Consider the following 25214-nt stretch of genomic DNA (forward strand, 5'->3'; position numbering starts at 1 on the left):
TCAGGTATACCTGAAAAACTTGCAAGAGTGGAAAGTTTTCAAGGTATACCTGAAAAACTTGCAAGCTCTGCGTTGTCTAGCGGAGTGTGAATTCTTCGAGGATGTCGTAGCGGGAACCGCCGCTGCGCCCTTCCCCAAGGTGGGATTCAACGAGGCAGATCTTGTCGGCGGTGAAGTCGGGGCCGCGGTAGACGGACAAGGCGCGGACGATATCGGGGATCGCGTACGGGTCGCGGGAGCGGCGGTCAGTGCGGCCGATGGTGAGGTGGGCGCGCTGGCGGGGGCGGACGTCCTGGACCGGGTCGGCGCTTTCCGCCATCAGGGTCTTGAGGTTGTCGGTGTCGCCGCCGACGCCGGTCCATAGGGTGCGGTTCTCGAATGCGCCGGCGCCGGCGAGGTGCAGGTTCAGCGGCGAGTGGAACGCGGAGATCTGTGCGAGGTGAGCGCGGATCGCAGCAGCATCGTTCGGCTGGTCGCCGTAGAAGGCGAGGGTGAGATGCCAATTATCTGGGTCCGTCCAGCGGATCTCCTGGCGGGAGAAATCGCGGATCGGGCGCAGCGCCGTGACAAGGTGTTCTTTCGCCTCGTCGGATGGGAACAGCGCCGCGAAGACCCGGATCATTATTCCTCGTCGGTGGACAGCGCCGCGACGAATGCCTCCTGCGGGACTGTAACGGAGCCGATGGACTTCATGCGCTTCTTACCGGCCTTCTGCTTCTCCAACAGCTTGCGCTTACGGGAGATATCGCCGCCGTAGCACTTGGACAGGACGTCCTTGCGCAGGGCGCGGATATTCTCGCGGGCGATGATCTTGGAGCCGATCGCCGCCTGGACGGGCACCTCGAATTGCTGACGCGGAATGAGCTCTTTGAGCTTCTTGGTCATCTTGTTGCCGTACCACTGAGCGGAATCGCGGTGGACGATGGCCGAGAATGCGTCGACGGGCTCTCCCTGCAGGAGAATGTCGACCTTGACCAGGTCGGCTGGCTGCTCGCCGGCTTCTTCGTAGTTGAGGGAGGCATAGCCCTTGGTGCGGGATTTGAGCATGTCGAAGAAGTCAAAGATGATCTCACCGAGCGGCATGATGTAGCGCAGCTCGACGCGCTCCTCGGAGAGGTACTCCATATTCTTCATCTGGCCGCGCTTGGACTGGCACAGCTCCATCGTGGTGCCGACAAATTCCTGCGGAACGATGAGCGTCATGTTGACGATCGGCTCGAAGACCTCCTGGAGCTTTCCGCCGGGCCAGTCGGAGGGGTTGTGCACCAAGGATTCGGTTCCGTCTTCAGCGACGACACGATAGGTGACGGACGGCGCGGTGGAAATCAGATCGAGGTCGAATTCGCGTTCCAGGCGGTCGCGGGTGATCTCCATGTGGAGCAGGCCCAAGAAGCCGCAGCGGAAACCGAAGCCGAGGGCGACGGAGGTCTCGGGCTCCCAGGTGAGCGAGGCGTCGTTAAGCTGAAGCTTTTCCAAGCTCTCGCGCAACGTCGGGAAGTCCTCCTGGGAGACGGGGAACAGGCCCGAGTAGACCATTGGTTTGACGTCCTCGAAGCCTTCGAGCGGCTCATCGGCACCCTGATTTGCCCAGGTGACGGTATCGCCGACACGGGTCTCGCGGACATCCTTCACGCCAGTGATAAGGTAGCCGACCTCGCCGGGGCCGAGACCTTTTGCCTTCTGCATCGTCGGGGAGACAATGCCGATTTCGAGGATGTCGTGGGTGACGCCGGTGTTCATCATGGTCACCTTCTGGCCGGATTCCAGCTTTCCGTCGATCATGCGGATGTAGGTGACCACACCGCGGAAGGTGTCGTAGACGGAGTCGAAGACCAGAGCGCGCGCGGGAGCATCGACGCCTTCTGCGGCGAGAGGTGTCGGCGGCGGGACAAGCTCGACGACCTTGTCGAGCAGTTCCGGAACTCCCTCGCCTGTTTTTCCGGAGACGCGCAGGACGTCCTCCGGCTCGCAGCCGATGATGTGGGCGATCTCTGCGGCGTATTTCTCTGGATCGGCGGCGGGCAGGTCGATCTTGTTCAGCACCGGGATGATCTCGAGGTCATTTTCCATCGCCATGTAGAGGTTGGCGAGGGTCTGGGCTTCGATGCCCTGCGCAGCGTCGACAAGCAAAATCGCGCCCTCGCACGCGTCCAGCGAACGCGACACCTCGTACGAGAAGTCCACGTGGCCGGGCGTATCGATCATCTGCAGGATCGTCTGCTGCCCGTCCTTTGTGGTCCACGGCAAGCGCACATTCTGCGCCTTGATCGTGATGCCGCGCTCGCGCTCGATATCCATGTTGTCCAGGTACTGGTCGCGCATCTCGCGCGCCTCCACAACGTTGGACAGCTGCAGGATTCGGTCCGCGAGGGTGGACTTGCCGTGATCGATGTGCGCGATGATGCAGAAATTGCGGATCTGCGCCGGATCCGTGAACGTCGTCAACGCGAAATTCTTGTGTGCCATCGCCATCCCTCCTCAAAACTAAGGTCACCATACCGTGCGCTGAAGAACGAAGGGCAATCGCCATTACGCGCTAAAGTATGCGAGCAGAAAGGAGACCCGTGTGACTGACAACAATCCTTGGCTCGGCGCGCAGCCGATGCGCCGCGAATGGAGTGCATCGGCGGAATTATTCCCGAAGGATTACAGCCGCTTCGTGCTACCCCAGAGTCTGTCTCAGCTGCTGAACGGCACGAATGCGCACACCTTCCGCACCTACGACGAGTTCATGCACTTCATCGAACCTTCAGCGCCAGCGGCCCCGACACGGAAAAGATCGGTCATGGCCACCAGCCGGTTCCTGCTGGCCGGGATCTGCTTCGTCGTCGCACTGGTTGTGACGCCGATCGGCATAGCCATGTCCGGCCCGGGGGTCATCGCCACGGGCATCGGTTTCGGTGCGGCATCGGTCATTTTCGCGCTCGTCGCACTCGGCCAGCAAGCGATCTATAGTTCTGCGCAGAAACGGCAGCTTCCGCCCCAGCAGCGGTTGGTCCAGAAATTCGGCGGGGATCCTGCGACGGCCCTGCCGGTCTTCATCGTCGACCGGCTCGCCATGACTGCCGAGGAGAATGATGTGCTCGATCAGTGCATCGGCCTCTATAACTACTGCCAGGCGAATAATTTGCCGTTGAGCGCCGACCACTGGCGGTCGCTGACCCAGCACGCGCTCGCCCAAACACGTTTTGCGCGCAATACGGATCAGCCCAAAGCGCTCACAGATTTGCGGGCAAGCATTGAGCGCCTCGAGCTTTAATTTGCTTATCGACGTCGCGTAAGCTCAGGACCATGAGATTCCTGCGGCACAAGCCGACCGCGCTGGATCAAGGGCTGCAGATCCTCAACGAGCGCATGGGCAATTCCCCCACCAGTGAGCGCCGTCGCGCCGCTCGTGCCCGCGTGATTCCCACCAAAGAAATTTCGCGCAATATTTTCTACGCCCCCGACATGGACGGCCAAGCCGAACCCGGCGAAGTGGTGTGGTTCAACGTGCCCAGCACCCCTTTGAAGGAGCGGGCAATGCTTATCGTGGGCCGCGACCGGCATGAGGTGTTGGGGCTGCTGATCTCAGCTAATGAAAATCACGCAGACGAAAAGAATTGGGTAGCGATCGGCTCCGGCGCGTGGAAACCCACCGGCGAACCCTGCTGGGTCCGCATGGACAAGACTCTCTTCGTCGCAGAGACAGATCTGCGACGCCGCGGCGCGCTTTTTCCTGCCCGCCTCTTCGAGCACATCGCCGACCACCTGCGGAAGCACTTCGACTGGGTCTAAGGCGATTTTGGGCCAGCCCCCATTGATTGCTAGGGTTTAAACGTTATTCGGCGCGCCGCACACCGCGGACAGGACCTTGGGTTCGCGGTCGCTCACAAGCTGTGGCGCTGCACGTTCCGAATGCACGTTCATTTCACATCTGAAGACTGTCAAGAGGTACATCATGGCTAATATCAAGCAGCAGAAGAAGCGCGTCCTGACCAACGAGAAGCGTCGCGTCCGCAACAAGGGCATCCGCTCCGCAGTTCGCACCGAGATCCGCAAGTTCAACGAGATCGTCGAGGGCGGCGACAAGACCGCAGCTGAGGAGCAGCTGCGCGTCGCATCCCGCAAGCTGGACAAGGCAGTCACCAAGGGTGTCTTCCACCGCAACAGCGCGGCCAACAAGAAGTCCAACATGGCTCGCGCCCTGAACAAGCTCGGCTAGAATCCAGCCCTCCGCTCACCGTTTCGGTGGGCGGAGTTTTTCGTTCCGGGAACCGAAGTGACATGTTAAGTTCTTCGCCGTAATATCCCCCTCATGAAAAAACTCCGCCGCGGTGTGTGCGCTGCATTTGCTGCCGCACTTTTCTTCGCCGCACCGGCGCAAGCACAGACTTCTTCGATCTCTGCCTACTCGAGCGGTTCGAGCCAGGCCTCTGGCATGGCGACGTCGCTGGTCGAGTCCGGCATTGGTTTCCGTTTCGTCAACGTCGACGGCATGGTCCGCCCGTACACGGTGGTCCTGCCGCGCGGGTATAACCCGTTCCAGTCGTACCCCGTCATCATTGGTTTCGGCGGGGTGCATCACACCGCTGGCCGCACGCGTTCGTACCAGCGGCTGGAGCACGCTGCGGCTGGTCGTGCCATTGTCGTGTACCCGCAGGGAATGAATAATTCCTGGGGAGGAGCACCGTACGCGAAAACGTCGATGAACTCCGATATCCGCTTTATTCGCGCGGTGATCGGGAACCTCGGGTCTATGCACAAGATCGACAAGAAGCGCGTGTATGCAGCGGGGCTGTCCAATGGCGGCGGCATGGCACTCGCCCTTGCCTGCCACGCCCCGGATCTCGTGGCCGGTGTCGCCGGTGTTGCTGGGGCGTATTACGAACAGACGGTGACAAATTGTGCGCCGGGCAAGGTGAAGACTCTGCTCATGCACGCGGATAACGACGACGTCGTGCACTACAACGGCGGCTCCCGCAACGGCACCCCGTACCGCGCCGTCCCGGACGTGTACGCGTCCTTTTCGAAGCGCAACGGCGACGCTGCCCGCACGGAGTTGCACACGGTCAAGGGCGGCGGGCACACGTGGTTCCCGGATGCCACCGGTCGCGTGGTTCGTTTCTTCCTGGACTAGGATCCCAGTCCGACGATGCCGCGGACGAACAGGACTGTTCCGGCAAGGATGAAGAACCCGCCGGCTCCCATATCGATGTAGGGTCCGGCTCGAAATAGCCTCCGGCGCACGCGTTCGGTGGACACCAGGAGGCTGAACCCGATGAACAGCAAAAGCGCGGGGAACCAGAGCGAGACGATCACTATGGCGGCTGTCCCCATGCCCGGACTCGGCGGCAAAAGTGGTGCGACGAGCGCGACGAGGAAAAGGACGATCTTGGGGTTGGAGAGATTCGTCGTCAAGCCTTTGAAGAAGCTCTCGCGCATGGTGCCGAGGCGCGAAGCTGCATCGTCGAGATCGGCCGGCGGATTTTCCCGGTCCTTGAATCCCTGTCGGGCCGTGGTGTAGCCCATGAAAATGATCCAGGCGCCGCCGGCGACCTGGATGAGCTCGAGCAGCCATGGAAAGGCAGTCAAGAGGGCAGCCGCGCCCAGGACAGTCATGGTGATCCAGAAAAACGCGCCGAGGTAGATGCCGAGCGTCGCTGCGAGCGCATGGCGGCGCGACCGCGTGGCAAAGCGCGTGAGCAAGACGATATCCGGACCTGGCGTGGCCGCACCTGCCAGATTCACCAGGACGATCGCCGCGAGGTCCGCGGGATTCACTTGCTCATCTTCTCCACGAGGTCGTCGCGTTCAAACATCTTCGCGGTCGAGATAGCGTCGGGGGTTCCGGCGGTGGGGTCGGCACCGGCGTCCAAGAGGACGTCGATAAGCGCGTCTTCTTTTTTGAACACGACGCCGGCGAGCGGTGCCTGGCCGCGGTCGTTGAGCTTGTTCACGTCGGCGCCGCGCTCGATGAGGCCTTTCACGAGCTCGACGTGGCCCGCATACGACGCGAGCATGAGGAAAGAGTTGCCGTCCTGGTTGGTCATGTCCACGGCGACGCCTTGGTCGACGTAGTCCAGCAAGGTGGTGTCGCCGCCGCGCGCCATATCGAAGAGACGCGTGGCGAATTCTTGCACGTCTGCGGGAATCTCAGTCACGGTGAGGCACACTATCACGCCAACTGGGCGATGCGCCGAACAGCGTCCTCGACGGCGAATTCGGGGTCCCCGCCCTGCCCTTTCACCGCGGCATCGAGGTCCGCGACGATGATCACAGCCTCGCTGACGGCATGGCCGGACCAGTTGCGCGCGACCTGCATTGTTTTCTTCGCGACAAACGGGTGCATCCCTACCGTCCGCGCGATCTGTTCGGGGTTGCCGCGGGTCTGGTACAGCTTCGCGATGTCGCCGACCTTGTTCGCGAGCGCAGCCGCGATCGCGACCGGGCTGATGCCGAGCTGCAATGCTCTGCGCGTGCTGGCAAGGGCTCGATCAGTGCGGCCTGCGACTGCCTGGTCAGCGATATCGAAGCCGGAGACTTCCGCGACACCGGTGTAGTAGGCGCGGACACTCGCGACGGTGATTTCGCCTTCAGTGTCGGCGACGAGCTGCTCGATCGCGGAGGCCAGCTCGCGCAGGTCCGACCCGACCGATTCGAGCAGCGCCCCGATCACGTCGGGCGTAGGACGTACGCCATGCCGCCGAAATTCGGCGGTGACCCAACTCTGCCGTTCGCGCTGATTCGGAGGATTCACCTCGTGCACGTCGGCGGCTTTGCGGAATTTGGCGACATAGGACTTATTGCGCCCTTTGCCGCTGTGCACGATCACCAGCGTCATGCCCGGCGCGGGGTCGACGGCGGCCTGCAGCAGCAATTCGGTCGGTTCCTTGCCGGCCAGTTCGGTGTTGGTGACCACAACGACGCGTTCTTCGGCGAACAGCGACGGACTGGTCGCCTGAGCAAGCTCCGATGCCGTCACGTCGCCTGCGCGGAGGGTGGATACTTCCGCGCCGGGGCCGACTTCGTCGATGATGCTCTTCGTGGCGCGCTCGGCGAGGAATTCGTCTTCACCGACGACGAGGTGGACCGGGTTGATCATGCTGGTCATTGTACGGATAGATCACGGGAATGCCGTCGGGGGTGAGCGTGGGCCGGTCCCTATGTCCTTCCCGCACGATGATGACTGTGGTCCCAGGCGGTACTGCCCCAATATCCGTATCGCGTTCTACGACAAAGGGCTTTCGCTTATCGACGTCCACCTGCTCCCCCATCCCCACGCCGAGAAGAACAACGACTGCGACGACCGCGACCGTGAGCCGGGGGCGAGACGCGATGAACCCGGCGAGAATCCACCCGTAGACGACGATCGCCTGCAGTGGTTCCGCCTCGATCGTGGTGGCGGGCAGGCGCGCCCCGGTGTCGGCCACCGTGCGGATCCACCCGACCAGCGGTTGGATGACCCAGAGCAGCGGCGCGGCGAGAATGTGGTGGAATTGCGCGAGAATCGCTGCGGCCATGCCGAGTACAGTCACTGCTCCGACGACCGGACTGACGAGCACATTGGCGATGACAGCCACGAGGGAGACTCGCCCCGCCATTCCCGCGATGATGGGCGCGGTAGCCAGGTCCGCGGCAATGGCGACCGAGAGTGCTTTCCCGAGGATGTCCGGCCACCCTAAAGGTGCGAGCGCACGATAGATCAGCGGTGAAATCGCCACGATTCCCGCAGTCGCTGCGGTGGAAAGCGCAAAAGCGTAGTTGACCGCCAAATCGGAGTCCACGAGCACGAGACCGATGATGGACAGACTGAGCACGTGGATCGGCTCTGCGCGTGTGGAGGAAATGATGGCGATAAAGCCGACCAACCCCGTAACCGTCGCGCGCAGCACGCTCGGTTCGGGCCCAACGAGCCCCGCGTAGACGAGCAGTGCGATTCCCGCCGCGATTGTCTGCCCGCGCAGCCCGAGCCGGCACAGCCCTGCCACGAGCAGCGCCGCAGTGGCGACGTACATGCAATTCGCGCCGCTGACTGCGCTCAGGTGGCTTAAACCGGTGTCGATATAGGCCTGCTTCTCCTCGGGACTTTGCATCGAGACGTCGCCGAGCACCATCCCGGGAATGAGACCACGAACGTGCTCCCCCACTATCTCTTCAACCGCGGACGCGAATGTCCCGCGCACACGGGCGGCGAAAGCGGCGAATCCGGTCGGCGGCCCGAGAACGTCCACGTCACCGCTCACGGTCACCGCGCCGATACCGGGTCGTGTGGATTCACCGATGCTGCCCGATACTTCGACTGCCGTTCCCGCGGGAAGGCTGCCCTCGAGGTCGTCCACGAAGACGGGAAGCGGCACCGGGTAGCCGTCCACATTGACATTCACGAGCCAATTGCCCGAGTCGAGCTGCTTCGGTGCCCCGCTGACGGTACCGGTGATGGTCTCCCCGAATTCACTCGTGCGGGCCGACACGCACCGCGCCCACGCGATGGCGGCGGAGCAGGCACCGAGACCGCCGCACAGAATCGCTTGCCCAGGCTCGCGAAGCAGGATGCAGCAAACCGAAATCACCGTCACTATTGCTAATGCCCACACCGGCCCGGCGACAATGACGGCCAATGCTGCTGCCCACACCGCGAGCGCGGGAGGCACGAGCCGAAGTTCACTCATCAGAGGCTGACCAGGTCTTTGATGGCCTCGAACTTAGCGGGACCGATGCCCTTGACATCGAGGAGCTGTTCGACGCTCGTAAACGATCCGATGGATTCGCGGTGTGCGACGATCGCAGCGGCTGTCGCCTCCCCCACTCCCGGCAATTCGGTGAGGTCTTGCGCCGAGGCAGTGTTCAGGGAGAGGCCTGAACCGGCTTCTTCAGCGGCAGGAGCATCACCGTGCACAGGAACGACGATCTGCTGGCCGTCAGCGAGGAGCTGGGCAAGATTGAGGCTGAGCAATTCCGCCTCAGGCAGCGGTTGAGCCTGCTCAAGTGCGTCAGCTACGCGCGAGCCTTCATCAAGGGTGACAAGACCGGGTTCCGCGACTGCGCCGACGACAGAGACGACCACATTCGCGGGAGGTAGATCTGGGGGCGCCTCGATATCAGGCTCGTCATCGCGGAGGACGAACCACCCGGCGACGAGCAGCAGGACAGCGCCGACTGCCGCGGCCGCTTGTTTCGGCGGAACGGCGACCCGCGGCTTTGGGTACGACACCGCGAGGAGGTCTTCCTCGCCGGTCGGGCGTGTAAGTTCAGCGAGGCGTTCAGATACGTTCATGCCGCTCACGCTAAAGCGCGGCGGCGACCTCAGAAAGCGTCCGGGATTTTTCCTGTGGATAACCGCGTTGACGCGTCACCGAACTGTGGAATTCGTCTTAGGGATAGAAGACGGACAGCCCGATCGCTCCTTCACCGGTGTGGGCAGCCACGGCGTCGGTGAGGGGGAAAAGGTGGACGGACGAGCCGTTGACAAGCGCTTCTTCCAGCATTTCCGCGAGCGTGACCGCACTGTCGTCGTCGGCGCTGTATTGCACTGCCGCGAAGACGGGCGAGCCGTCGGCGCGGTTGACGACGTGGGCGACGAGCTTCGCGAAAGCCTTCGATTGGGTGCGGGTCTTGATCGCGAGTTCGAGTTTGCCGTCATTGACGCGCAGGATCGGCTTCGTGGCCAAAAGCGCGGCAGACAGCATCGCGGTGGTCGCGGACAGACGCCCAGATTTGCGCATATCGTCGAGTTGGCGCAGGTAAAGCCATGTTTCGGACAAGGCGAGGGCACCTTCCGCGGCGGCCGCGCACCCGTCGAGGTCGGCACCGGCGCGCGCGAAGGAGGCCGCGACGATCGCTGCCGCGCCAACGGCCATGCCCGCAGAATCGGTGTCCACGACACGCACGGCATCGTCGAAGACCGCGGACGCGCTGACCCCCGCAGACCACGTCGACGACAGGCGCTTCGACAAGTGCAATGCCACGATTCCGTCGTCGCCGCCGCGCTCCAACTGTCGGGCATACGCCGCGGCGAGTTCGAGGGCGGTGAGCCCGGAAGTGGAGGTCTCTTCGTTTTCCATCACATGCAGGTCGAGGACAGTGATGTCGAGCTCGTCCGCGAGCTCTGCCGGGATCCCCGCCGAAGAGTCGACGACAACGCGCACCGCCATCAGCAGGCCCCCTGATTCCACGCCTCGAGGTACCACTGCACGTCGTCCCAGGAGCCGTCGCCGCCCATCCGCGGGCGTGCATAAAGTTGCGACGTGTTCGTGTTATCCAGGCTTTTGAGCAGCGGATACTGGGCGTGCTCGAGATCGAGCAGTTTCGACGTCAACGCCGAGATCGTTCCGCCGTGCGCGACGAGCAGCACGGCGGCATCGTCCCAACCTTCCCATTGCAGGAGCTTATCGACGACCGGCCTCGCCCTTTCCGCCACGTCCAGCCTCGATTCGCCTCCCGGAGGCGTCCACGCCGGGTCGTGCCTCCACGCTGCGCGGGCGCCCACGTATGCGCCGTCGACTTCCTCGTGCGTCATTCCCTGCCAGTCGCCAAGGTGTGTTTCACGCAAGCGTGGATCCAGCTCGACCTCCAGGCCGAGTTTTTCACCGATGATTTCGGCGGTGGCGCTCGCGCGGGACAGGTCAGACGAAACGATCTTCACGATGCCCATGCCCTTGACCCATTCGGCAGCGGCGTGGGCTTGCGCCAACCCGGCGTCGGAAAGCTGCGTGTCCAGCTGTCCCTGCATGCGGCGACCAGCGTTATACGTGGTCTGGCCGTGCCGCATCATGATCAAACGTCGGCTCATGAGCGCCTACATATCGTCGTCGTTGCTCGGGCCCTCGCCGGCGAGAGGCAGATCCTCGATGTCCTCGAGCTCGCGCACGCCCGCACCGTCCGCGAACTGGCCCGGCCGCGCCGGCGGCTCGATCCCCTCGACCTCGATGAGCGGGCAATCGGCGTACAGGCGGTCCAAGCCGTAGAACTCACGTTCCGCATCGCGCTGCACGTGCACGACGAGCATGCCGTAATCCAGCAGGACCCAACGGAACTCACGGTTGCCCTCGCGGCGCTTCGGCTCCGCCCCAGCCTTTGTCAGCGCATCCTCGACTTCGTCGACGATGGCTGCGACTTGGCGCTCACTATCAGCAGAAATGACCACGAAGATATCCGTGATCGCCATGACATCCGTGACATCGATGACAGCGATATCGCGTCCAAGTTTCTCGTCGGCGGCTTTCGCGGCGGCGACGGCCAATTCGCGGGCGGTGTCAGAAGCAGTCAAACGAGCAATCCTTCTTGAGTCAGTTCTCTTTCAACCTACGCATTGTCCCACGTCGGTGTCAGTCTGGCCAGTTGGCGTACATCTCGTTCTTGGCGATGTACTGCACCACCCCGTCCGGCACCAAGTACCACACCGGCCTCCCCTGCGAGGCACGCTCGCGGCAGTCTGTCGAGGAGATCGCCATCGCCGGAATCTTGATCAGGTGGGTTTGTCCGCGGTGAACCTCCGGGAGCATGTCTTCCGTGAGTTCGTAGCCCGGACGGGTCACACCGATGAATTCAGCGAGGTCGAACATCTTCTCCCAGTCGCGCCACGACATGATCGATGCCAAAGCGTCGGCGCCGGTAATGAAGAACAGTTCGTCGTTCGGGTAGAGCGCCGCCATGTCTTTCAAAGTGTCCACCGTGTAGGTGGGTCCACCGCGGTCGATATCCACCCGGGAGACGTGGAAGCGGGGGTTAGAAGCGGTGGCAATCACCGTCATCAAGTAGCGGTCTTCCGCGTCCGAGACTTTTCGATCGGCTTTTTGCCACGGCTCGCCCGTGGGAACGAACACGACCTCTTCCAGATCGAAAATGTCTGCGACTTCACTCGCCGCGACGAGGTGGCCGTTGTGGATCGGGTCGAAAGTTCCGCCCATGATGCCGATGCGGCGCGGCGCCGCGCCAGCTTCTTCCGGCTTTCCCTCGGTGGGAAATGCCTCCGCTGCGCTCGGTCCTGTCATAGCGAGATGGATTTGCCCGGCAGGTAGTAAAGGATCAGACGACCAGACGGGTAGAGCTTCCGGATCAGGCCAGCCAGACCGGCGATGACACCGCCTGTCACCAACAGCGGAACGAGCCACTTTGCCACGTTTGGCTGCTGCTTATCCTCCGGCTGCTCATTATCCTTCGGATGCGCCAGACCACGGTCGGGTTCGCGCGAGGGGTCGGGGTCGACCTTGCGGTACTGACCACCCACAAGCACGTGCAGCTCGCCGTTGATCATCACAGCGGGCGGAGCGTCTTTAGCGGGGGCCTCGACGGGGGTATCCACTACCTCAATTTGGGCGTGCGCCACGGGCACAGCTAACACTGTACTTGCCAGTGCGACTGTTGCTGCCGCAACCATTGGCGCGAAACGCATGCCGAACTTCTTTCCTTCAAAAATGGCCTGTGAACTGGTCTTGCCCGATTTACTTTACAGTTCCATTGAGGCATCTTTAATTAACCCTTATTAATATCGTACCCCATCTACCCAATTACCAAAACGATCGGCGACGACATTATCCCACCGCGACTTGAACACGAAATAGCGGCCGTGGCTGCCGCCGTTTCGCTCGGACGCACGGAGCGTGGCGATCGACGCATCGCACACGCCATCCAGCGGCAAGCAGTAGTTGGCGCGGTTGCGTGTCGCGGCGGTGGTCTTGGAGTTCAACGGAGACCAGCCGACGAGACCGCCAGCGCCACCGCCAGCGACACCGACGGTGGCAGGGTCACCCGCTGCGGTCATTGGGTTGCCCAGGTAGACAGCGCCTGCGAGCTGACCGCGGCGTGCGATCTCACGCTCGGCATCCTGCAGGATCATCGCGCCTTGAGAGAAACCGACGACGACATACTGCGGGCGGCAGCCGGTGGTGCGCTGGTAGTTGTCGATCTGCCGGATCACGCCTGCGCGACCCGTCCCGACAGAGTTGATGAAGTCGCGAGCGGCCTGCACACCCATATTCAGCATGGGCATTGCGTAGATGCCCACGAGGTTGAGTGCCTGCGCGAGCGTGCGCGGCAGTGCAGGAACGGTACCGGTGTACTCGGGCGCGAATGCCGGGTAGTACTCGGGGCCGAGGCCGAGCACCTCGACATTATTCATGAGCGATTTGCCACCGTGAGTGGCGCGGTAGCGGCTTTCGGAGGTGCGCAGGAAGGCGCTGATGTGCTCGCCCTCCCATCCGTTGGACACCCAGGGGCTCTGGGCGTAGCTGGTGCGGCCGCTATTGGGCTGGCCGGAACCGCGCGCGGCGATGACCGCGACAGCCGGGCAGGTGCGCGCTTCAGCACGCTTCGGGGCGGCGGGGACGATGGTGGCAGTGACAGCGATGACGAAGGCGAGGACTAGTGCGAGCGCGCGACGGCGCAGGAAGATATGTGACACGGAGAGTATTCTAAACCTAAACTAATCTCGCGTCTGTCCTGTTCCTTCCAAGATCCACTTTGTGCTGGTCAGCTCGGGCAAAGCCATGGGCCCGCGGGCGTGGAGTTTCTGAGTGGAAATGCCGATCTCGGCTCCCATTCCGTATTGCTCGCCGTCGGTGAAGGCAGTGGAAGCGTTGACCATCACCGCGGCGGCATCGACTTCGGCGGCGAATTTCTGGCAGGTGTACGCGTTGTGCGACGCGATCGCCTCGGTGTGCCCCGACGAATACTGCGCAATGTGCGCGATGGCGCCGTCTACCCCGTCGACGATCTGTGCGGCGATGTCCATCGAGAGGTACTCGTCGGACCAGTCCGTCTCCGTCGCGGCGACAATTCCTTCCGCGCCTAAAGCAGCGAGCTTATCGACGTCACCATGCACCGTCACCCCCGCCCCCTGCAGTTCAGTAATGACGCGGAGTTGGTCTACGGGGGCAAGCGCTGCGTCGATAAGCGCTGTTTCTGTCGCGTTGCACACGGAGCAGCGGCGCGTCTTTCCGTTGATGAGCATCGCGATTGCTTCGTCGAGGTCCGCATCGACGTCGATGTAGAAGTGGCAGTTGCCGGTACCGGTCTCGATCGCCGGCACCGTCGCACCGGTGACCACTGCGTCGATGAGGCGGGCGGAACCACGCGGAATGACCACATCGACAAGTCCGCGCGCCGTGATGAGGTCTTGTACTGAATCGTGCGTCTCGCACGGTAGGAGCTGCACGATCTCGCGCGGCAAGCCATGTTTGTCCGCGACGTCCTGCAGAATCTCGACGAGCGCCGCATTCGAGTGCTTTGCCGATTTCGACCCGCGCAGCAGCGCGACGTTGCCCGACTTGATCGCCAAGCCGAACGCATCGACTGTGACATTCGGGCGTGCCTCGTAGACCATGCCCATCACGCCCAGCGGGACACGCACCTGCTTCATCTGAATGCCGTTCGGCATCAGTCCGCCGCGCAGCACCTCCCCCACCGGATCCTGCAGCGACGCCACCTGGCTCAGACCGCCCGCAATCCCCTTGATGCGCGCGGCGTCGAGCGCGAGACGGTCGATGAGCGATTCGCTCAGACCGTTAGCTTTTCCGTCCTCGATGTCCTTGCTATTCGCGGCGAGGATCTCTTCTGTGCGTGCGACGAGCGCGTCCGCCGCGGCGTGCAGCACCGCGTCCTTGTCCGGCGTTGCGAGCGTTGCCAGCACCGGCGCCACCTTCTTCGCCGCGCGGGCTTTGGTCAGGACTTCTTCGCGTTCCAATACTCTCGCATCAGTCATGGTCGCCCACTGTAGTGGTTGTGCTACAGACGCGAAGCGTAATTAGAAAGGTAGTCCGCATGAATGACGGAGCGGCGTTGGTGCGGCGGAAGCTCGTCGGTGTGCTTGCCTAGCATGCCAGTGAGTTCAGTGGCATCGTAGCCGACGACACCGCGGCCGATGGCTTGGCCGTTGGGCCCCAGAATCTCGACGATGTCGCCGGAATGAAAATCGCCGTCGACACCGGTGATGCCAACTGCGAGAAGGGAGGTGCCGCCGCGGGTGACGGCTTCGACGGCGCCGGCGTCAAGACGCAGCACGCCTTCGGCGTCGGCGGCGTAGAGCACCCAGAATTTCCAGGCGGAAAGCTGCGATTCCGGGCGAGTGTGGAAGACGGTCCCGACAGAGGCGTCGCCGAGCGCGTCCTCGATATTCTCCGCAGACGTCAGAAGGACCGGCACGCCGCCACGGGTGGCCAGGCGCGCGGCAGAGACCTTCGAGGCCATGCCTCCGGTGCCGAAAACACCGCCATCGCCGGCGACGATTCCTTCGAGGTCTTTGCCGGAGCGGACCTCTGGGACGAACGTGGCTCCCGGTTCCTTCGGATTGCGGTCGTAGAGGCCGTCGACATCGGACAGCAGGATCAAGGCGTCGGCGGCGGTGATCGTCGCGACGATGGCCGAGAGGCGGTCGTTGTCACCGAAGCGCATCTCTGAGGTGGCAACGGTGTCGTTCTCATTGACGATCGGAACCGCACCCAACTGACGCAGCTTGTCGATGGTGCGCTGCGCATTCCTCGCACGCTCGCGCACACCTGCATCGGACTGTGTGAGCAGCACTTGACCGATGGTGCGGTTATAGCGCTCGAAAGAGCGGCCCCACGTCTGTGCCAAGTGAATCTGCCCCACCGAGGCGGCGGCCTGCTTCAACGCGAGGTCTTTTGGCCGGGTGGATAGTCCCAGAGGAGTCATGCCGGCGGCGACAGCACCGGAGGAGACGACGATGACATCGCCGCCGCGATCTGTGCGCGCTTCGATCGCATCCACGATGCGGTCGATCTTTTCTTGGGAGACCACGGAGTTGGAGTCCACGAGCGAACTCGTGCCCAGCTTCACGACGATCTTTTTCGCCCCAGCAATCTGTTCGCGCAGAGTCTCCGGTACTACACCCGGCATCGTCATTAACCTTGCCACCTCTCTCGGTCGGCTTCCTGCCGATCGAGCAGGTCGTCGCCGTAATCGTATTCGTCGATAAGTCCTCGACGGGCCTGCGATGCGCGCTTGCGCTCAGCTGCGGACATGCGGTCCGTGCCGCCGAGGCGCGCGTCTTGGCCGCGGCCCGCCTTCGTGGGATCGCCGACGATCGACGGCTCCCAATCAAAGGAGATCTCCCCGATGGTAACGGTGTCTCCCTCGTTCGCGCCGATTTTCCGCAATTCTTCTTCGACGCCAGCCTTATTCAAACGATCCGACAGATAGCCGACCGCTTCGTCGTTCTCGAAGTCGGTCTGGCGGATCCAACGCTCCGCTTTCTCGCCGGTGACGAGCCAGCCGCCCGGGTACAGCGGGTCCGGGATGACCTGGATATCGTCGCTCTGGTCGACCGCACGCGGGCGGATAATCTGCGCGGCTTTCTTGTCGGCGGCTTTACGGGCGACTTTCGGCTGTGCCTTGCGGGCGGCCTGGACGATCTCCCACAGCGCCCACTTCAGCTCATCGAGACCTTCGCGGGTGGCGGTGGAGATCATGTAGATCGGCCAGCCGAATGCTTCGGCGAGGTCCTCGCGCAGGAACTCCGCGAGCTCTTTCGCTTCCGGGACGTCGACCTTGTTCAAGACGATGATGCGCGGGCGCTGACGCAGGTCACCCAGACCCGAATCGCCGTCTTCGGCCTCAATCAAGTCGGCATAGGAGTCGAGCTCAGCTTCCAGCGCCTCAATATCGGACTGCGGATCGCGGCCCGGCTCAAGCGTGGCGGTGTCGACCACGTGAGCGAGCACAGCAGTGCGCTCGATATGGCGCAGGAAGTCCAAGCCCAGCCCCTTGCCCTGACTCGCACCCGGGATCAGGCCGGGAACGTCGGCGATAGTGAAGGTGTCGTGGCCGACATCCACCACGCCCAAATTCGGCTGCAATGTCGTGAACGGATAGTCCGCGATCTTCGGCTTCGCGGCCGACAACACAGAAATCAGTGAGGATTTGCCCGCCGACGGGAATCCCACAAGGCCGACATCGGCCATGGACTTCAGCTCGAGAATCAAATCGTGCGCCTGGCCCGGCTCACCTTTCAACGCGAAACCGGGGGCCTTACGCTTCGCAGTGGCCAACGCCGCATTGCCGAGGCCGCCATAACCGCCCTCCGCCGCCAAAAACTGGGTGCCCGGAACGACGAGATCGGCGAGCATATTGCCGTCGGCATCACGCACGACGGTTCCGACGGGTACCTCCAGCACCAAATTTTCCCCACGCGCGCCGTTGCGATGGTCGCCTTCGCCGTTGCCGCCGCGCTTTGCCTTCACGTGCGGGCGGTATTGGAAATCCAGCAGGGTGTGGACCTGGGTGGACACCTCCAAGATAATGTCGCCGCCGTGGCCACCATTACCACCATCGGGGCCGCCCAGCGGCTTGAATTTCTCGCGGTGCACCGACACGCATCCATGGCCGCCGTCGCCGGCCTGGAGGTGCAAAACTGCGCGGTCGACAAACTGAGCCATCGGGGGATGCCTGCCTTTCAGATGGGGTTTTCCACGTGGAAGCGAGTGTACGGCCGTCGATAAGCGAAAGCGCCGTGTGACCCCCGGAAGGATCCACGGCGCGATCAAAGATAGTGCGGGAAGTTACGCGGTAGCGGACTTCTCCTCGACGACAGCGTCGTCGACCAGGCCAGCGTCGTTCGCGGCCTCGAGAACCTCAGAGGAAACGCCCTCTGCGTCAGCCGGAATGATGTTGACGATGCGGCGCTTCTTCTTGATGCCGAACTGCACGGAACCTGCAGCCAGAGCGAACAGCGTGTCGTCGCCGCCGCGGCCGACATTGTCGCCCGGGTGGAACTTCGTGCCGCGCTGACGGACGAGAATCTCGCCTGCCTTGACCTGCTGGCCGCCGAAGCGCTTCACGCCGAGGCGCTTGGACTCGGAGTCGCGGCCGTTCGAGGAGCTCGATGCACCCTTCTTGTGTGCCATTGTGGTTGCCTCCTAAGTGGCGTCTCGGATTATTTGATGCCGGTGATCTTCAGCGTCGTGTTGGGCTGACGGTGGCCCTGACGCACCTTGTAACCGGTCTTGTTCTTGTACTTGAGGATGTTGATCTTCTTGCCCTTGCCGTGCTCAACGATCTCAGCGGAGACGTTGACCTTGGCGAGGTCCTCGGACTTGGAGGTGACGTTTGCGCCGTCGACGAGGAGAACCGGGGTGAGCGCCACAGAATCGCCAGCTTCACCCTCGATCTTCTCGACCCGAACGAGGTCGCCTTCGGCAACCTTGTACTGCTTGCCGCCGGTCTTGACGATCGCGTACATAGCGGGTTACCCCTTTCTTCAACTCGCAACGGCGCCGGCATGCTGCGGCACCGAAAACCATCGGATAAACTTAAGCGTTTCGGGGTTTACGTGGGATGTACGTCGCTACCTCGCTCGCATGCGTGTATCCGCGAAGGCGCGCCCCAAAACAGCGACTGTCAAAGACTACACCGCACCCTCGCGAAAGACCAAACTGCTTTGACTGGATCAATTCGGGAACATTTTTCGCGCTGGCCTCATTACACTGACGGAAGACACATGGTTTCACTCGGCGAAAGGAGGTCCCATCATGAACGAGTTCAATGAACCAACGGTTCTTCCGCCGTTCGGCGAGCTTTTCGCCGATTCCGCCCCCAGCGACGAGGCTCTTGCGCGCATGCTCGATGTCGCCGTCGACCCATCTACGCCGGATCCCGGCGATTCGCTCATTCCAGGTTCCGAGGAGGTCTCGCTCGACGAGTTCGACGAGGGCACTTCGCTTGACGACGGTGCTGTGGACCCGTCCGACCCACTCCCCGACGAAGAAACTGACTCTGCATTCCTCGATTCGGATCCCCTCGCCGACGATCCGGTTGATGAATCGCTCTCCGAGTCGACGCCTGAGTCGATGCCTGACGAGCCTTTGCCAGATGATTCGTCCGATGCTTTCCCCGACGATCCGTTGGCAGATTTCTAAGGAGGGATGACGTGGACCGCGAACGCGAACAGGAACTAGTGGCTCGCGCCCAAGCGGGCGACGAGAAGGCTTTCGCCGATCTCATCTACGACGCGAAGCGCCGTATGTGGGCCGTCGCCATGTCCGTGACGGGCAACAGCCACGATGCCGAGGACGCCATGCAGAACGCCATGATCTCTGCGTGGAAGAACATCGACCGGTTCCAGCCGCAGGCGCGGTTTTCCACCTGGATGTACCGCATCACGTCGAATGCGGCGCTCGAGCTTTTGCGCAAGCGCCGCGACATTCCCGACGACGATGCCGGTGCTGATACCCCCGATGCCTCTGCCCCGATCCAGCAGCGCATCACCACCACCATGGTTGTGCGTGAAGCACTCGAGACACTCGATCCCGATTTCAAGGAGGTCCTCGTCCTGCGGGAATACGGCGGCTTGACCTACGACGAACTCGCCGCGCAGCAGGGAATTCCTGTTGCGACGGTGAAGAGTCGCCTCAACCGCGCCCGCCGCAAGTTAAAGGATGCCCTCGTGGCGCAGGGCATTTAAGCCTCGGCCCTTTATCTCGTCGCGATAATCATAATGACGATGAGCAGCACTACTGCTCCGACGCCGACGCCGGCCAGGAGTGGAGTGTTGCTCTTCTGTTTTTTCGGGGCACTCGGCACAGGTCGCTGAGACATGGCAGCCATCTGCTGCGGGCGCTGCTGCGGCTGCGGTCCTTGTGGTCGTTGCGGGCGCTGCTGGGGTGGCGCGAAACCAGGACGCTGACCTTGCGGTCCCGGCGGTCCGAAATTCGGGCGGGGAGGCATGGGTTGCCCACCCGGACGAGGCGCGGGACGCGCAGCAGGGGTCGGGGTGGGGGCAGGACGGGGTCCAGATCCGGGTCGAGGCGCATGACCGGGGGCAGCACCAGGGGCAGGACGGGGTCCCGGGCCGAATGGGTTATCGCCGCTCTGCTTCGGCCCACCTGCGACGGCGGACTGAGTGAAACGGCGCAGCGTCGCGACGAGGGCGCCGCGGCAGACGACGGTCTTCGGATCGTCGAGACGCATGACGCGGCCAACCTTGCCCAGCTCATCCTGCACGTACGGGATACGCGAGGAACCACCGGTCAGGTAGATCGGAGTCGCCGGATCTTCGACACCAGCCTCGCGGAGCACGGCGCGGGTCATGTCGGTCGCGCGCTCGATGGGCTGAGAGATGACGCTATTGAATTCGTCGCGGGTGATCAGGATGTCCTTCTCGCCCGACGGGGACGAAATGGTGATGGTCGCCGACGACGTGTCGGACAGCATCTCCTTCGCCTCGCGGATATTTTCCTGCAGCGAATTCATCACGGATGCAGGGGCGTTGCGCAGGGAATCGGCGAGATCCGGATCGTCGTGGTCAATCTGCTCGATCACCCAGCGGTAGACGAGATTGTCAATGGTGCGGCCGCCCAGCGAGTTATCGCCCTTCGCGGCCACGACGCGGTAGTCGCCGTTGCGCTCGGCACGCAGCACTGCGATGTCGAGGGTTCCGCCGCCGAAGTCGAAGACGACGACATGCTTACCGACGGGAATTCGCTGCTGCGCCGCATAATGAATCGCCGCGGCACGCGGCTCAGAAATGGTGCGCAGACGACGAATGTCCAAGCCGGTGCCACTGGCAGCGTCAACGAGATTGCCCAAGGCATTGTGGGACCACCGCTCCGGGTGCGTGAAGGTGACCGTGGCGGGGTCGGTTCCCGCGTGCTGAGATTTCGCGCGCTCCAGCACCGACTGAATGATCGCACCGAAAATCTTCTGCGCCGACACATCGTCGCCCTCGAGCTGGACGGTGTCATGGTCGATGAAGCGCTTCGGGGACAGCACCAGGCGGGATGGGTCGCGGCGGCCAGCAAGCAGAGCCGAGTCGCCGCTGATGACTTCACCGGACTCGTCGACAAAAACGGCCGAAGGCATGAGGTTTGACCGGTGGCTCAACGCCAATGCCTCCACGGAACCACCCGCGGGACTGGTGTGCGCTGCTGCAGAGTTCGACGTTCCAAAATCAACAGCTAGGTGCCACGGTGGGGCCACAGTTTCGTCCTCCTTGTTATTTACCGGAGCCAGTGTATCGTGCTAGGCGGCTTAAGGGCACGATTAGCTCGCAATCTTATTCCACGCGGCTTGATACGCGACGATGAGACGCTCACGGGCATCATCCTCCGCAGCCGACAGCGGTGTCATCGCCAATTCGCGGAGATCACCGAGCTCCCTACGGAGAGCAGCAGTGACTTCTTCCGGCAAGGCGGTGTCTTCCAGCCCTACCTTCTGCGCTGGGGTGATCCCCTGAATCGCGGCGAGCAGACGCGGAATGAGCACGGAATCAGGCGAGTCGCTGACGGTGTTTTTAAAGCTGCGGTAGAGCATCACGTCACGCATCGCCGGCTGGGACTCAAGAATCGACTGAACCCACAGGACGTGGTCGCGGGTTTCCGGGGCATTCGCCAAAGAATCGAGGACGTCGACGACGCGGACAGCGCGCTGCAGCATGGCGAAATAGGGCATCGTCTGCGTGATGACGCTCGTCAAATAATCAATGCCCGAGGTCGCGCGCATCCATTCCAACAGTCCTGCTGCCCCTTGCTGCGCCGCGACGCCCCGGCCGTACACCAGCCCGTACTCCCCCACCACGTCGAGCAAGTAGTCGCGGTTTTCGGAAGTGAATCCGTGCACCACGATCCCTGGGTCGTCTGCCTCGACGAAATCGATCAGGTCCTCGCGGTCCAAATGAGCCAAATCCGCCAGGTCTCGAGCCACGGATTCGGTAATGCGTCCCGTCAGCGCCGATTCCGCCAGCAGGCCTGAGAGCGGAACCATCGTTCCAACATGCCCGCCGAGCTGTGCTGCGATCCGCCCCGCATAGTGCTGCGCCATCTCCAGAGGGTCATAGTGTCCAAACGCTCCCGGGCCGAAGGAATCTGCGCGCGACAGGACGCCCACAGTGGTCAACGGGGTCATGCCGAGCTCGGAGAGAAACCTTCTTTCGTCCTCACGCGGTGCAGAATCAGAAAGAAACACGACACAGTCGGCCCACGAGCTGGCGCGTTTGGTGTCGCGGGTGCCGTCGAGAAGCGTGCGGCGCGTGCGCGCCTCGTTTTCGACTGTGAGCGTCGCGGTGCCCGGCGTGTCGATGATGCCCAATGTCGACAACCGCGCGATCGGGATGAATTGGCGCACGAAATCCACCTCATCGAGCGGCCTCTGCAAATCCGTCAGCGCCTCGCCGGCGAGCGGAATCGCCGTCACCTTCCCATCAAGCCCGACGATCTCCGCGCGCGCTGGCGCTCCCTCGTCGTACACGCTCACCGCCATCGTGCACTCAAGCGAACCGGTCGCCGCGATCCGCGATTCCGTCAACGCATTCACCAGCGTCGACTTTCCCGACTTCAGACGGCCGATCACCGCCACGCGCGGCGGACGCGTCACCATTTCCCGCAGTTCCGAAGCCGGCGTCTCCAACTGCGGGCCGCCTCGCGCCAAAGCGTCGACGCTCTGCCGCAAAAGGACATCCAAGGCTTCGGTGTTCTGCTCGTGCACCGGATGTGGAGCATTCATCGTCGCAATCCTTCCTAGATTTGGCGGAGATGGTTCCGCAGCTCGTCGATCGTGGCCTGGAGAATCTTCTTGTTCTTCGTCAACCGCGTGATCGTCTCTTGGCGGCTCGACTCGGTCGCCCGGGCCGCGTCGCGCGCTTCCTTGATGTGGCCTTGGACCTCCTTTTGCTCCTGACGCAAATGCGAGCGGTAACGCAGCACCATCTCGGTGCGCGCCGCCGCAATCATCGTGTCCAGCATGCGCACAATAGACATACGCGTCGTCTGCACTGTTTCACGCAGCCACTGGATCAGGTGATTCTTGCCGTTGCGAAGGGCTCGGAAACCCATGTTGATGCCCACCCAGACAGCACCGGCCAGCGGCGCAACCGGGATCACCGCGAGGAGCATGCCCGAGCCGATCATGCCCATGGTGACCATCGACGGGTCAATCAGATCCTTCGTCTTCTTCTCCACGTCGCGGCCCTTGACCTCCTCCACCGTGATGGACTCCACCGCCGCGCCCGCCACCGAGTGGACGATCTCCGGGCGGTCCGGGAACAGTTGTTGGGCACGCTGCTTCAGCCCGGCGAGCTGCTTGTCCAGCGTAGTGCCGATAAGGTCAGTCAGTTCTGTTTCGATCTGGCTGGTGAACACCTGCGGCTTCGACCGCAGCACGCGCATTCCTTCGCTGTTGATTCGCTTCGTCCACTTATTGCGCAGCTGCTCGATGTCCCCGTCGAGCTCATCTGTGATGCGGTTGCGCATCAGCTGGATATCGCGGCTGAGCAGCTGCTCCCACTCCGAGGCGTGCTCTTTGAGTTCTTCGAGCTCTTTCTGTTCCTGCTCGAGCTTCGCCACGCCTTCCGTCGGCTCGGCGTTGACCTCAATCTCGCGGTCCGTGCGTGCGACGAGCTCCACCAGTTTCGTCGTCACCGATTCCATCGCGCTGCGCAAGCCCAGTGCCTGCGGGTTCGCCAACAGGGTGGTGATCTGGCCGCGCAACTCGACGATGCCACTGCGTTGGGCGATCCCTGCTGCGCGCTGCGGGTCGGTGGCCGCCATGTCCACCGCGTCCATCGCTCGCAGGCTGGACACGCCGATCACGGGCACGTCCGCTCCGAGGTGCTCGCGAATAAGGCGCCTGTCGTCTTCGACAATCGCGCGCCAGCGGCGGATATTCTTGTCTGTCTTCGTAACCGCCACGACCACGGCGCCGACTTCTTGCCGCGCTTCGGCGAGAATGTCCATTTCCGGTTTCGTGATCGGGGTGGACGCATCGCACACCATGAGCAGCAGCCCGGCGCGGTGCGCTTCGCTGAACGCGGCCTGCACCGCGTGCTCATCGAGGCCGCCCACGCCAGGCGTATCGACGACCATCACTCCCGCCAGCGGCGGAAACTCCAGCGTCACAGCCGCAGCGGTGGCTAGGTCGTTCTCGTCGCTGCCCGCTTCCGCCCCGGCAAGCCCGTCGATGGTGACGTACCGCGGCAGCTCCTCCACAGCGATCGGCTGCCGTCCCTGTCCGCGCACAAGCTGGACATCGGGCGCCGTGGGCCCCTCCCCCGCGCCCGTCAGGGAGACGCGGATAGGAGCGCTTGTCGACGTCAGCACGTCCACCGGCAACAGTTCCCTTTGCCCGATCAACGCATTGACCAACGACGACTTTCCGCGCTTGATCTCCCCCACAACCACGACTGTTCCGCTACGGAACGACGCATGCATGAGCGATTCCGCCGTCTCCGCCGCATTGGTCTCCCCGTAACGGCGCAGAATGCTCAGCGCCCGTCCCAGCGACTCCTGCGGGGTACGCCGCTGCTGCGGGGTCTGCGAGGGCTGCATCCGGTCTCCTTTTCAATCGACGAAGACGTGTGTTTATTCCTTGAGCACCCGAGCTTACGTGTTTTTCCGCTCGGATTTGTCCCGAAAGCCAACTAAACAATCGCACCTTAACCTGCTGTTTTCTACCGCTTGCCGAAAAGTTTCAAAATTTTCTCAGCCAAACGGGAACCTTCGACATAGGCTGCGCATTACACGGGTGACTGGACAGAACGTCAGGTCAACACAGTCCGGTGGCACCCGGGCACCACAACACGACCGCACCGAATACCTACTCAAAGAAAGGTTCACATCATGTCCGACCAGAACAACACCCCGAACACCAACCAGAACAACGGCGAATTCTCCATCGTTGACCCGGAAGGCAACACCGTCTCCGGCACGATCCTGGGCGGCCAGGACACCAACTACGACGGCAAGCTCGATTCCCTCCAGGTCGACATGGACGGCGACGGCAGGGCTGAGACCCGCGTCACCGACCGTGATGGCGACGGCCGCGCTGAGAAGGTCGAGCAGGACACCGACGGCGACGGCGTCGCGGACATCCTGGCCGAGGACACCAACAAAGACGGCAAGATGGACATCGTCAGCGAGGACACCAACAACGATGGCTTGATGGACACCACCGTCCGCGACACCAACTACGACGGCATGAGCGACAAGGCTGAGATCGACACCGACGGCGACGGCCAGGTAGATGTGACCATCCGTGACACCAACTACGACGGCACCCCGGATTCCCTCTCCGTCGACACCGACGGCGACGGTGTTGCTGACTACTTCGAGTACGACACCGACGGCGACGGCGTCGTCGACTCCGCCAGCGGCACCCCGGGCGGCATGAACCAGACGCAGCGCGAGTTCCTCGAGGGCGGCGCCGCACCGGAGGGCACTGCACCGGCGCCCGAGGCACCGGCTCCTGAGGCACCTGCACCGGAGGCAGCTGCACCGGCTCCTGAGGCACCT

The 25214-nt window shown here is 62.8% G+C and carries 27 protein-coding genes and 1 pseudogene; 7 read left to right on the forward strand and 21 right to left on the reverse strand.

The genetic code is table 11. The features are described from left to right. Positions 1 to 76 precede the first annotated feature (76 nt). Both thpR and lepA read right to left on the reverse strand, forming a co-directional pair. A complete protein-coding gene (thpR, locus tag M3G19_RS04215; RefSeq protein WP_259900728.1) occupies positions 77 to 622 on the reverse strand; it encodes an RNA 2',3'-cyclic phosphodiesterase in 546 nt (181 codons plus the stop codon). Beyond that, positions 622 to 2472, reverse strand: a complete 1851-nt coding sequence (gene lepA / locus M3G19_RS04220) for a translation elongation factor 4 (RefSeq protein ID WP_259900733.1) — start codon at positions 2470 to 2472, stop codon at positions 622 to 624. Before lepA ends, thpR begins: the two co-directional genes overlap by 1 nt. 94 nt (positions 2473 to 2566) lie before the next feature. Between lepA and M3G19_RS04225 the strand changes: the two genes are divergently transcribed. The 4 genes from M3G19_RS04225 (at position 2567) to M3G19_RS04240 (ending at position 5119) form a co-directional block, all read left to right on the forward strand. Next, positions 2567 to 3259 (forward strand): hypothetical protein, encoded by a 693-nt coding sequence (locus tag M3G19_RS04225; RefSeq protein WP_259900734.1) that lies wholly within the window; start codon positions 2567 to 2569, stop codon positions 3257 to 3259. Between the two features lie 32 nt (positions 3260 to 3291). Then, entirely contained in the window at positions 3292 to 3777 is a 486-nt protein-coding gene (locus tag M3G19_RS04230; RefSeq protein WP_210572494.1) for a type II toxin-antitoxin system PemK/MazF family toxin, read from the forward strand. A gap of 163 nt (positions 3778 to 3940) precedes the next feature. Beyond that, entirely contained in the window at positions 3941 to 4204 is a 264-nt protein-coding gene (rpsT, locus tag M3G19_RS04235; protein WP_259900745.1) for a 30S ribosomal protein S20, read from the forward strand. Between the two features lie 93 nt (positions 4205 to 4297). Beyond that, positions 4298 to 5119: a PHB depolymerase family esterase gene (locus M3G19_RS04240; RefSeq protein ID WP_259900754.1), complete on the forward strand. Its 822-nt coding sequence runs from the start codon at positions 4298 to 4300 to the stop codon at positions 5117 to 5119. Here M3G19_RS04240 and M3G19_RS04245 read toward each other — a convergent pair. The 16 genes from M3G19_RS04245 to rplU all read right to left on the reverse strand — a co-directional run bounded on the left by M3G19_RS04245 (position 5116) and on the right by rplU (position 18175). Beyond that, positions 5116 to 5763, reverse strand: coding sequence for a LysE family translocator (locus M3G19_RS04245; protein WP_259900756.1), 648 nt, complete (start codon positions 5761 to 5763; stop codon positions 5116 to 5118). The genes M3G19_RS04240 and M3G19_RS04245 overlap by 4 nt on opposite strands. Further along, positions 5760 to 6092 (reverse strand): ankyrin repeat domain-containing protein, encoded by a 333-nt coding sequence (locus M3G19_RS04250; RefSeq protein ID WP_259900865.1) that lies wholly within the window; start codon positions 6090 to 6092, stop codon positions 5760 to 5762. The genes M3G19_RS04245 and M3G19_RS04250 overlap by 4 nt, the downstream gene beginning before the upstream one ends. Before the next feature lie 65 nt (positions 6093 to 6157). Continuing rightward, complete coding sequence (gene holA / locus M3G19_RS04255) at positions 6158 to 7093, reverse strand: DNA polymerase III subunit delta (protein WP_259900757.1); 936 nt, start codon at positions 7091 to 7093, stop codon at positions 6158 to 6160. Further along, positions 7053 to 8651 carry a ComEC/Rec2 family competence protein gene (locus M3G19_RS04260; RefSeq protein WP_259900759.1) on the reverse strand — a complete coding sequence of 533 codons (1599 nt, stop codon included), beginning with the start codon at positions 8649 to 8651 and terminating at the stop codon, positions 7053 to 7055. Before M3G19_RS04260 ends, holA begins: the two co-directional genes overlap by 41 nt. Continuing rightward, positions 8651 to 9256, reverse strand: coding sequence for a ComEA family DNA-binding protein (locus M3G19_RS04265; protein WP_259900761.1), 606 nt, complete (start codon positions 9254 to 9256; stop codon positions 8651 to 8653). Before M3G19_RS04265 ends, M3G19_RS04260 begins: the two co-directional genes overlap by 1 nt. Before the next feature lie 97 nt (positions 9257 to 9353). Continuing rightward, entirely contained in the window at positions 9354 to 10133 is a 780-nt protein-coding gene (locus tag M3G19_RS04270; protein WP_259900763.1) for a DegV family protein, read from the reverse strand. Next, the gene (locus M3G19_RS04275; protein WP_259900765.1) at positions 10133 to 10771 is read right to left on the reverse strand and encodes a histidine phosphatase family protein; all 639 of its coding nucleotides are present in this window, start codon (positions 10769 to 10771) and stop codon (positions 10133 to 10135) included. The genes M3G19_RS04270 and M3G19_RS04275 overlap by 1 nt, the downstream gene beginning before the upstream one ends. A gap of 6 nt (positions 10772 to 10777) precedes the next feature. Then, positions 10778 to 11248, reverse strand: coding sequence for a ribosome silencing factor (gene rsfS, locus M3G19_RS04280; RefSeq protein WP_210572480.1), 471 nt, complete (start codon positions 11246 to 11248; stop codon positions 10778 to 10780). Between the two features lie 58 nt (positions 11249 to 11306). Next, positions 11307 to 11972, reverse strand: a complete 666-nt coding sequence (gene nadD, locus M3G19_RS04285) for a nicotinate-nucleotide adenylyltransferase (RefSeq protein WP_259900774.1) — start codon at positions 11970 to 11972, stop codon at positions 11307 to 11309. Further along, entirely contained in the window at positions 11969 to 12313 is a 345-nt protein-coding gene (locus tag M3G19_RS04290; RefSeq protein ID WP_259900776.1) for a hypothetical protein, read from the reverse strand. The genes nadD and M3G19_RS04290 overlap by 4 nt, the downstream gene beginning before the upstream one ends. A gap of 150 nt (positions 12314 to 12463) precedes the next feature. Next, entirely contained in the window at positions 12464 to 13381 is a 918-nt protein-coding gene (locus tag M3G19_RS04295; RefSeq protein WP_259900778.1) for a hypothetical protein, read from the reverse strand. A 21-nt stretch (positions 13382 to 13402) separates the two neighbouring features. Further along, positions 13403 to 14680 (reverse strand): glutamate-5-semialdehyde dehydrogenase, encoded by a 1278-nt coding sequence (locus tag M3G19_RS04300; protein WP_259900780.1) that lies wholly within the window; start codon positions 14678 to 14680, stop codon positions 13403 to 13405. Positions 14681 to 14703: 23 nt separating this feature from the next. After that, entirely contained in the window at positions 14704 to 15834 is a 1131-nt protein-coding gene (proB, locus tag M3G19_RS04305; protein WP_246874873.1) for a glutamate 5-kinase, read from the reverse strand. 5 nt (positions 15835 to 15839) lie between these two features. Continuing rightward, the gene (gene obgE / locus M3G19_RS04310) at positions 15840 to 17372 is read right to left on the reverse strand and encodes a GTPase ObgE (protein ID WP_259900785.1); all 1533 of its coding nucleotides are present in this window, start codon (positions 17370 to 17372) and stop codon (positions 15840 to 15842) included. Positions 17373 to 17495: 123 nt separating this feature from the next. After that, positions 17496 to 17840 carry a 50S ribosomal protein L27 gene (gene rpmA, locus M3G19_RS04315; RefSeq protein ID WP_259900792.1) on the reverse strand — a complete coding sequence of 115 codons (345 nt, stop codon included), beginning with the start codon at positions 17838 to 17840 and terminating at the stop codon, positions 17496 to 17498. Between the two features lie 29 nt (positions 17841 to 17869). Next, the gene (rplU, locus tag M3G19_RS04320; RefSeq protein WP_210572468.1) at positions 17870 to 18175 is read right to left on the reverse strand and encodes a 50S ribosomal protein L21; all 306 of its coding nucleotides are present in this window, start codon (positions 18173 to 18175) and stop codon (positions 17870 to 17872) included. Between the two features lie 289 nt (positions 18176 to 18464). Between rplU and M3G19_RS04325 the strand changes: the two genes are divergently transcribed. Together M3G19_RS04325 and M3G19_RS04330 are read left to right on the forward strand one after the other, a co-directional pair. Beyond that, positions 18465 to 18851: a hypothetical protein gene (locus M3G19_RS04325; protein ID WP_259900801.1), complete on the forward strand. Its 387-nt coding sequence runs from the start codon at positions 18465 to 18467 to the stop codon at positions 18849 to 18851. A gap of 11 nt (positions 18852 to 18862) precedes the next feature. Continuing rightward, entirely contained in the window at positions 18863 to 19396 is a 534-nt protein-coding gene (locus M3G19_RS04330; RefSeq protein WP_259900802.1) for an RNA polymerase sigma factor, read from the forward strand. An 11-nt stretch (positions 19397 to 19407) separates the two neighbouring features. Here M3G19_RS04330 and M3G19_RS11890 read toward each other — a convergent pair whose 3' ends face one another. The 3 genes from M3G19_RS11890 to M3G19_RS04345 all read right to left on the reverse strand — a co-directional run bounded on the left by M3G19_RS11890 (position 19408) and on the right by M3G19_RS04345 (position 24251). Beyond that, the gene (locus tag M3G19_RS11890) at positions 19408 to 20793 is read right to left on the reverse strand and encodes an Hsp70 family protein (protein WP_311198335.1); all 1386 of its coding nucleotides are present in this window, start codon (positions 20791 to 20793) and stop codon (positions 19408 to 19410) included. 180 nt (positions 20794 to 20973) lie between these two features. Next, a complete protein-coding gene (locus tag M3G19_RS04340) occupies positions 20974 to 22431 on the reverse strand; it encodes a dynamin family protein (protein ID WP_259900805.1) in 1458 nt (485 codons plus the stop codon). A gap of 14 nt (positions 22432 to 22445) precedes the next feature. Next, positions 22446 to 24251, reverse strand: a complete 1806-nt coding sequence (locus M3G19_RS04345) for a dynamin family protein (protein WP_259900807.1) — start codon at positions 24249 to 24251, stop codon at positions 22446 to 22448. Positions 24252 to 24542: 291 nt separating this feature from the next. On the opposite strand from M3G19_RS04345, the pseudogene M3G19_RS04350 reads away from it, so the two are divergent. Then, positions 24543 to 25214: pseudogene (locus tag M3G19_RS04350) on the forward strand (hypothetical protein); the annotation flags it as partial.

Source organism: Corynebacterium sp. p3-SID1194, assembly GCF_025144155.1.
Taxonomy (GTDB): domain Bacteria; phylum Actinomycetota; class Actinomycetes; order Mycobacteriales; family Mycobacteriaceae; genus Corynebacterium.

Excerpts from the sequence above, each read along its gene's own strand:
- thpR (WP_259900728.1), bottom strand. The coding sequence starts at position 622 with ATGATCCGGGTCTTCGCGGCGCTGTTCCCATCCGACGAGGCGAAAGAA.
- lepA (WP_259900733.1), bottom strand. The coding sequence starts at position 2,472 with ATGGCGATGGCACACAAGAATTTCGCGTTGACGACGTTCACGGATCCG.
- M3G19_RS04230 (WP_210572494.1), top strand. The coding sequence starts at position 3,292 with ATGAGATTCCTGCGGCACAAGCCGACCGCGCTGGATCAAGGGCTGCAG.
- rpsT (WP_259900745.1), top strand. The coding sequence starts at position 3,941 with ATGGCTAATATCAAGCAGCAGAAGAAGCGCGTCCTGACCAACGAGAAG.
- M3G19_RS04240 (WP_259900754.1), top strand. The coding sequence starts at position 4,298 with ATGAAAAAACTCCGCCGCGGTGTGTGCGCTGCATTTGCTGCCGCACTT.
- M3G19_RS04250 (WP_259900865.1), bottom strand. The coding sequence starts at position 6,092 with ATGGCGCGCGGCGGCGACACCACCTTGCTGGACTACGTCGACCAAGGC.
- holA (WP_259900757.1), bottom strand. The coding sequence starts at position 7,093 with ATGACCAGCATGATCAACCCGGTCCACCTCGTCGTCGGTGAAGACGAA.
- M3G19_RS04260 (WP_259900759.1), bottom strand. The coding sequence starts at position 8,651 with ATGAGTGAACTTCGGCTCGTGCCTCCCGCGCTCGCGGTGTGGGCAGCA.
- M3G19_RS04265 (WP_259900761.1), bottom strand. The coding sequence starts at position 9,256 with ATGAACGTATCTGAACGCCTCGCTGAACTTACACGCCCGACCGGCGAG.
- M3G19_RS04270 (WP_259900763.1), bottom strand. The coding sequence starts at position 10,133 with ATGGCGGTGCGCGTTGTCGTCGACTCTTCGGCGGGGATCCCGGCAGAG.
- M3G19_RS04275 (WP_259900765.1), bottom strand. The coding sequence starts at position 10,771 with ATGAGCCGACGTTTGATCATGATGCGGCACGGCCAGACCACGTATAAC.
- nadD (WP_259900774.1), bottom strand. The coding sequence starts at position 11,972 with ATGACAGGACCGAGCGCAGCGGAGGCATTTCCCACCGAGGGAAAGCCG.
- M3G19_RS04300 (WP_259900780.1), bottom strand. The coding sequence starts at position 14,680 with ATGACTGATGCGAGAGTATTGGAACGCGAAGAAGTCCTGACCAAAGCC.
- proB (WP_246874873.1), bottom strand. The coding sequence starts at position 15,834 with ATGCCGGGTGTAGTACCGGAGACTCTGCGCGAACAGATTGCTGGGGCG.
- obgE (WP_259900785.1), bottom strand. The coding sequence starts at position 17,372 with ATGGCTCAGTTTGTCGACCGCGCAGTTTTGCACCTCCAGGCCGGCGAC.
- rpmA (WP_259900792.1), bottom strand. The coding sequence starts at position 17,840 with ATGGCACACAAGAAGGGTGCATCGAGCTCCTCGAACGGCCGCGACTCC.
- rplU (WP_210572468.1), bottom strand. The coding sequence starts at position 18,175 with ATGTACGCGATCGTCAAGACCGGCGGCAAGCAGTACAAGGTTGCCGAA.
- M3G19_RS04325 (WP_259900801.1), top strand. The coding sequence starts at position 18,465 with ATGAACGAGTTCAATGAACCAACGGTTCTTCCGCCGTTCGGCGAGCTT.
- M3G19_RS11890 (WP_311198335.1), bottom strand. The coding sequence starts at position 20,793 with ATGCCTTCGGCCGTTTTTGTCGACGAGTCCGGTGAAGTCATCAGCGGC.
- M3G19_RS04340 (WP_259900805.1), bottom strand. The coding sequence starts at position 22,431 with ATGAATGCTCCACATCCGGTGCACGAGCAGAACACCGAAGCCTTGGAT.
- M3G19_RS04345 (WP_259900807.1), bottom strand. The coding sequence starts at position 24,251 with ATGCAGCCCTCGCAGACCCCGCAGCAGCGGCGTACCCCGCAGGAGTCG.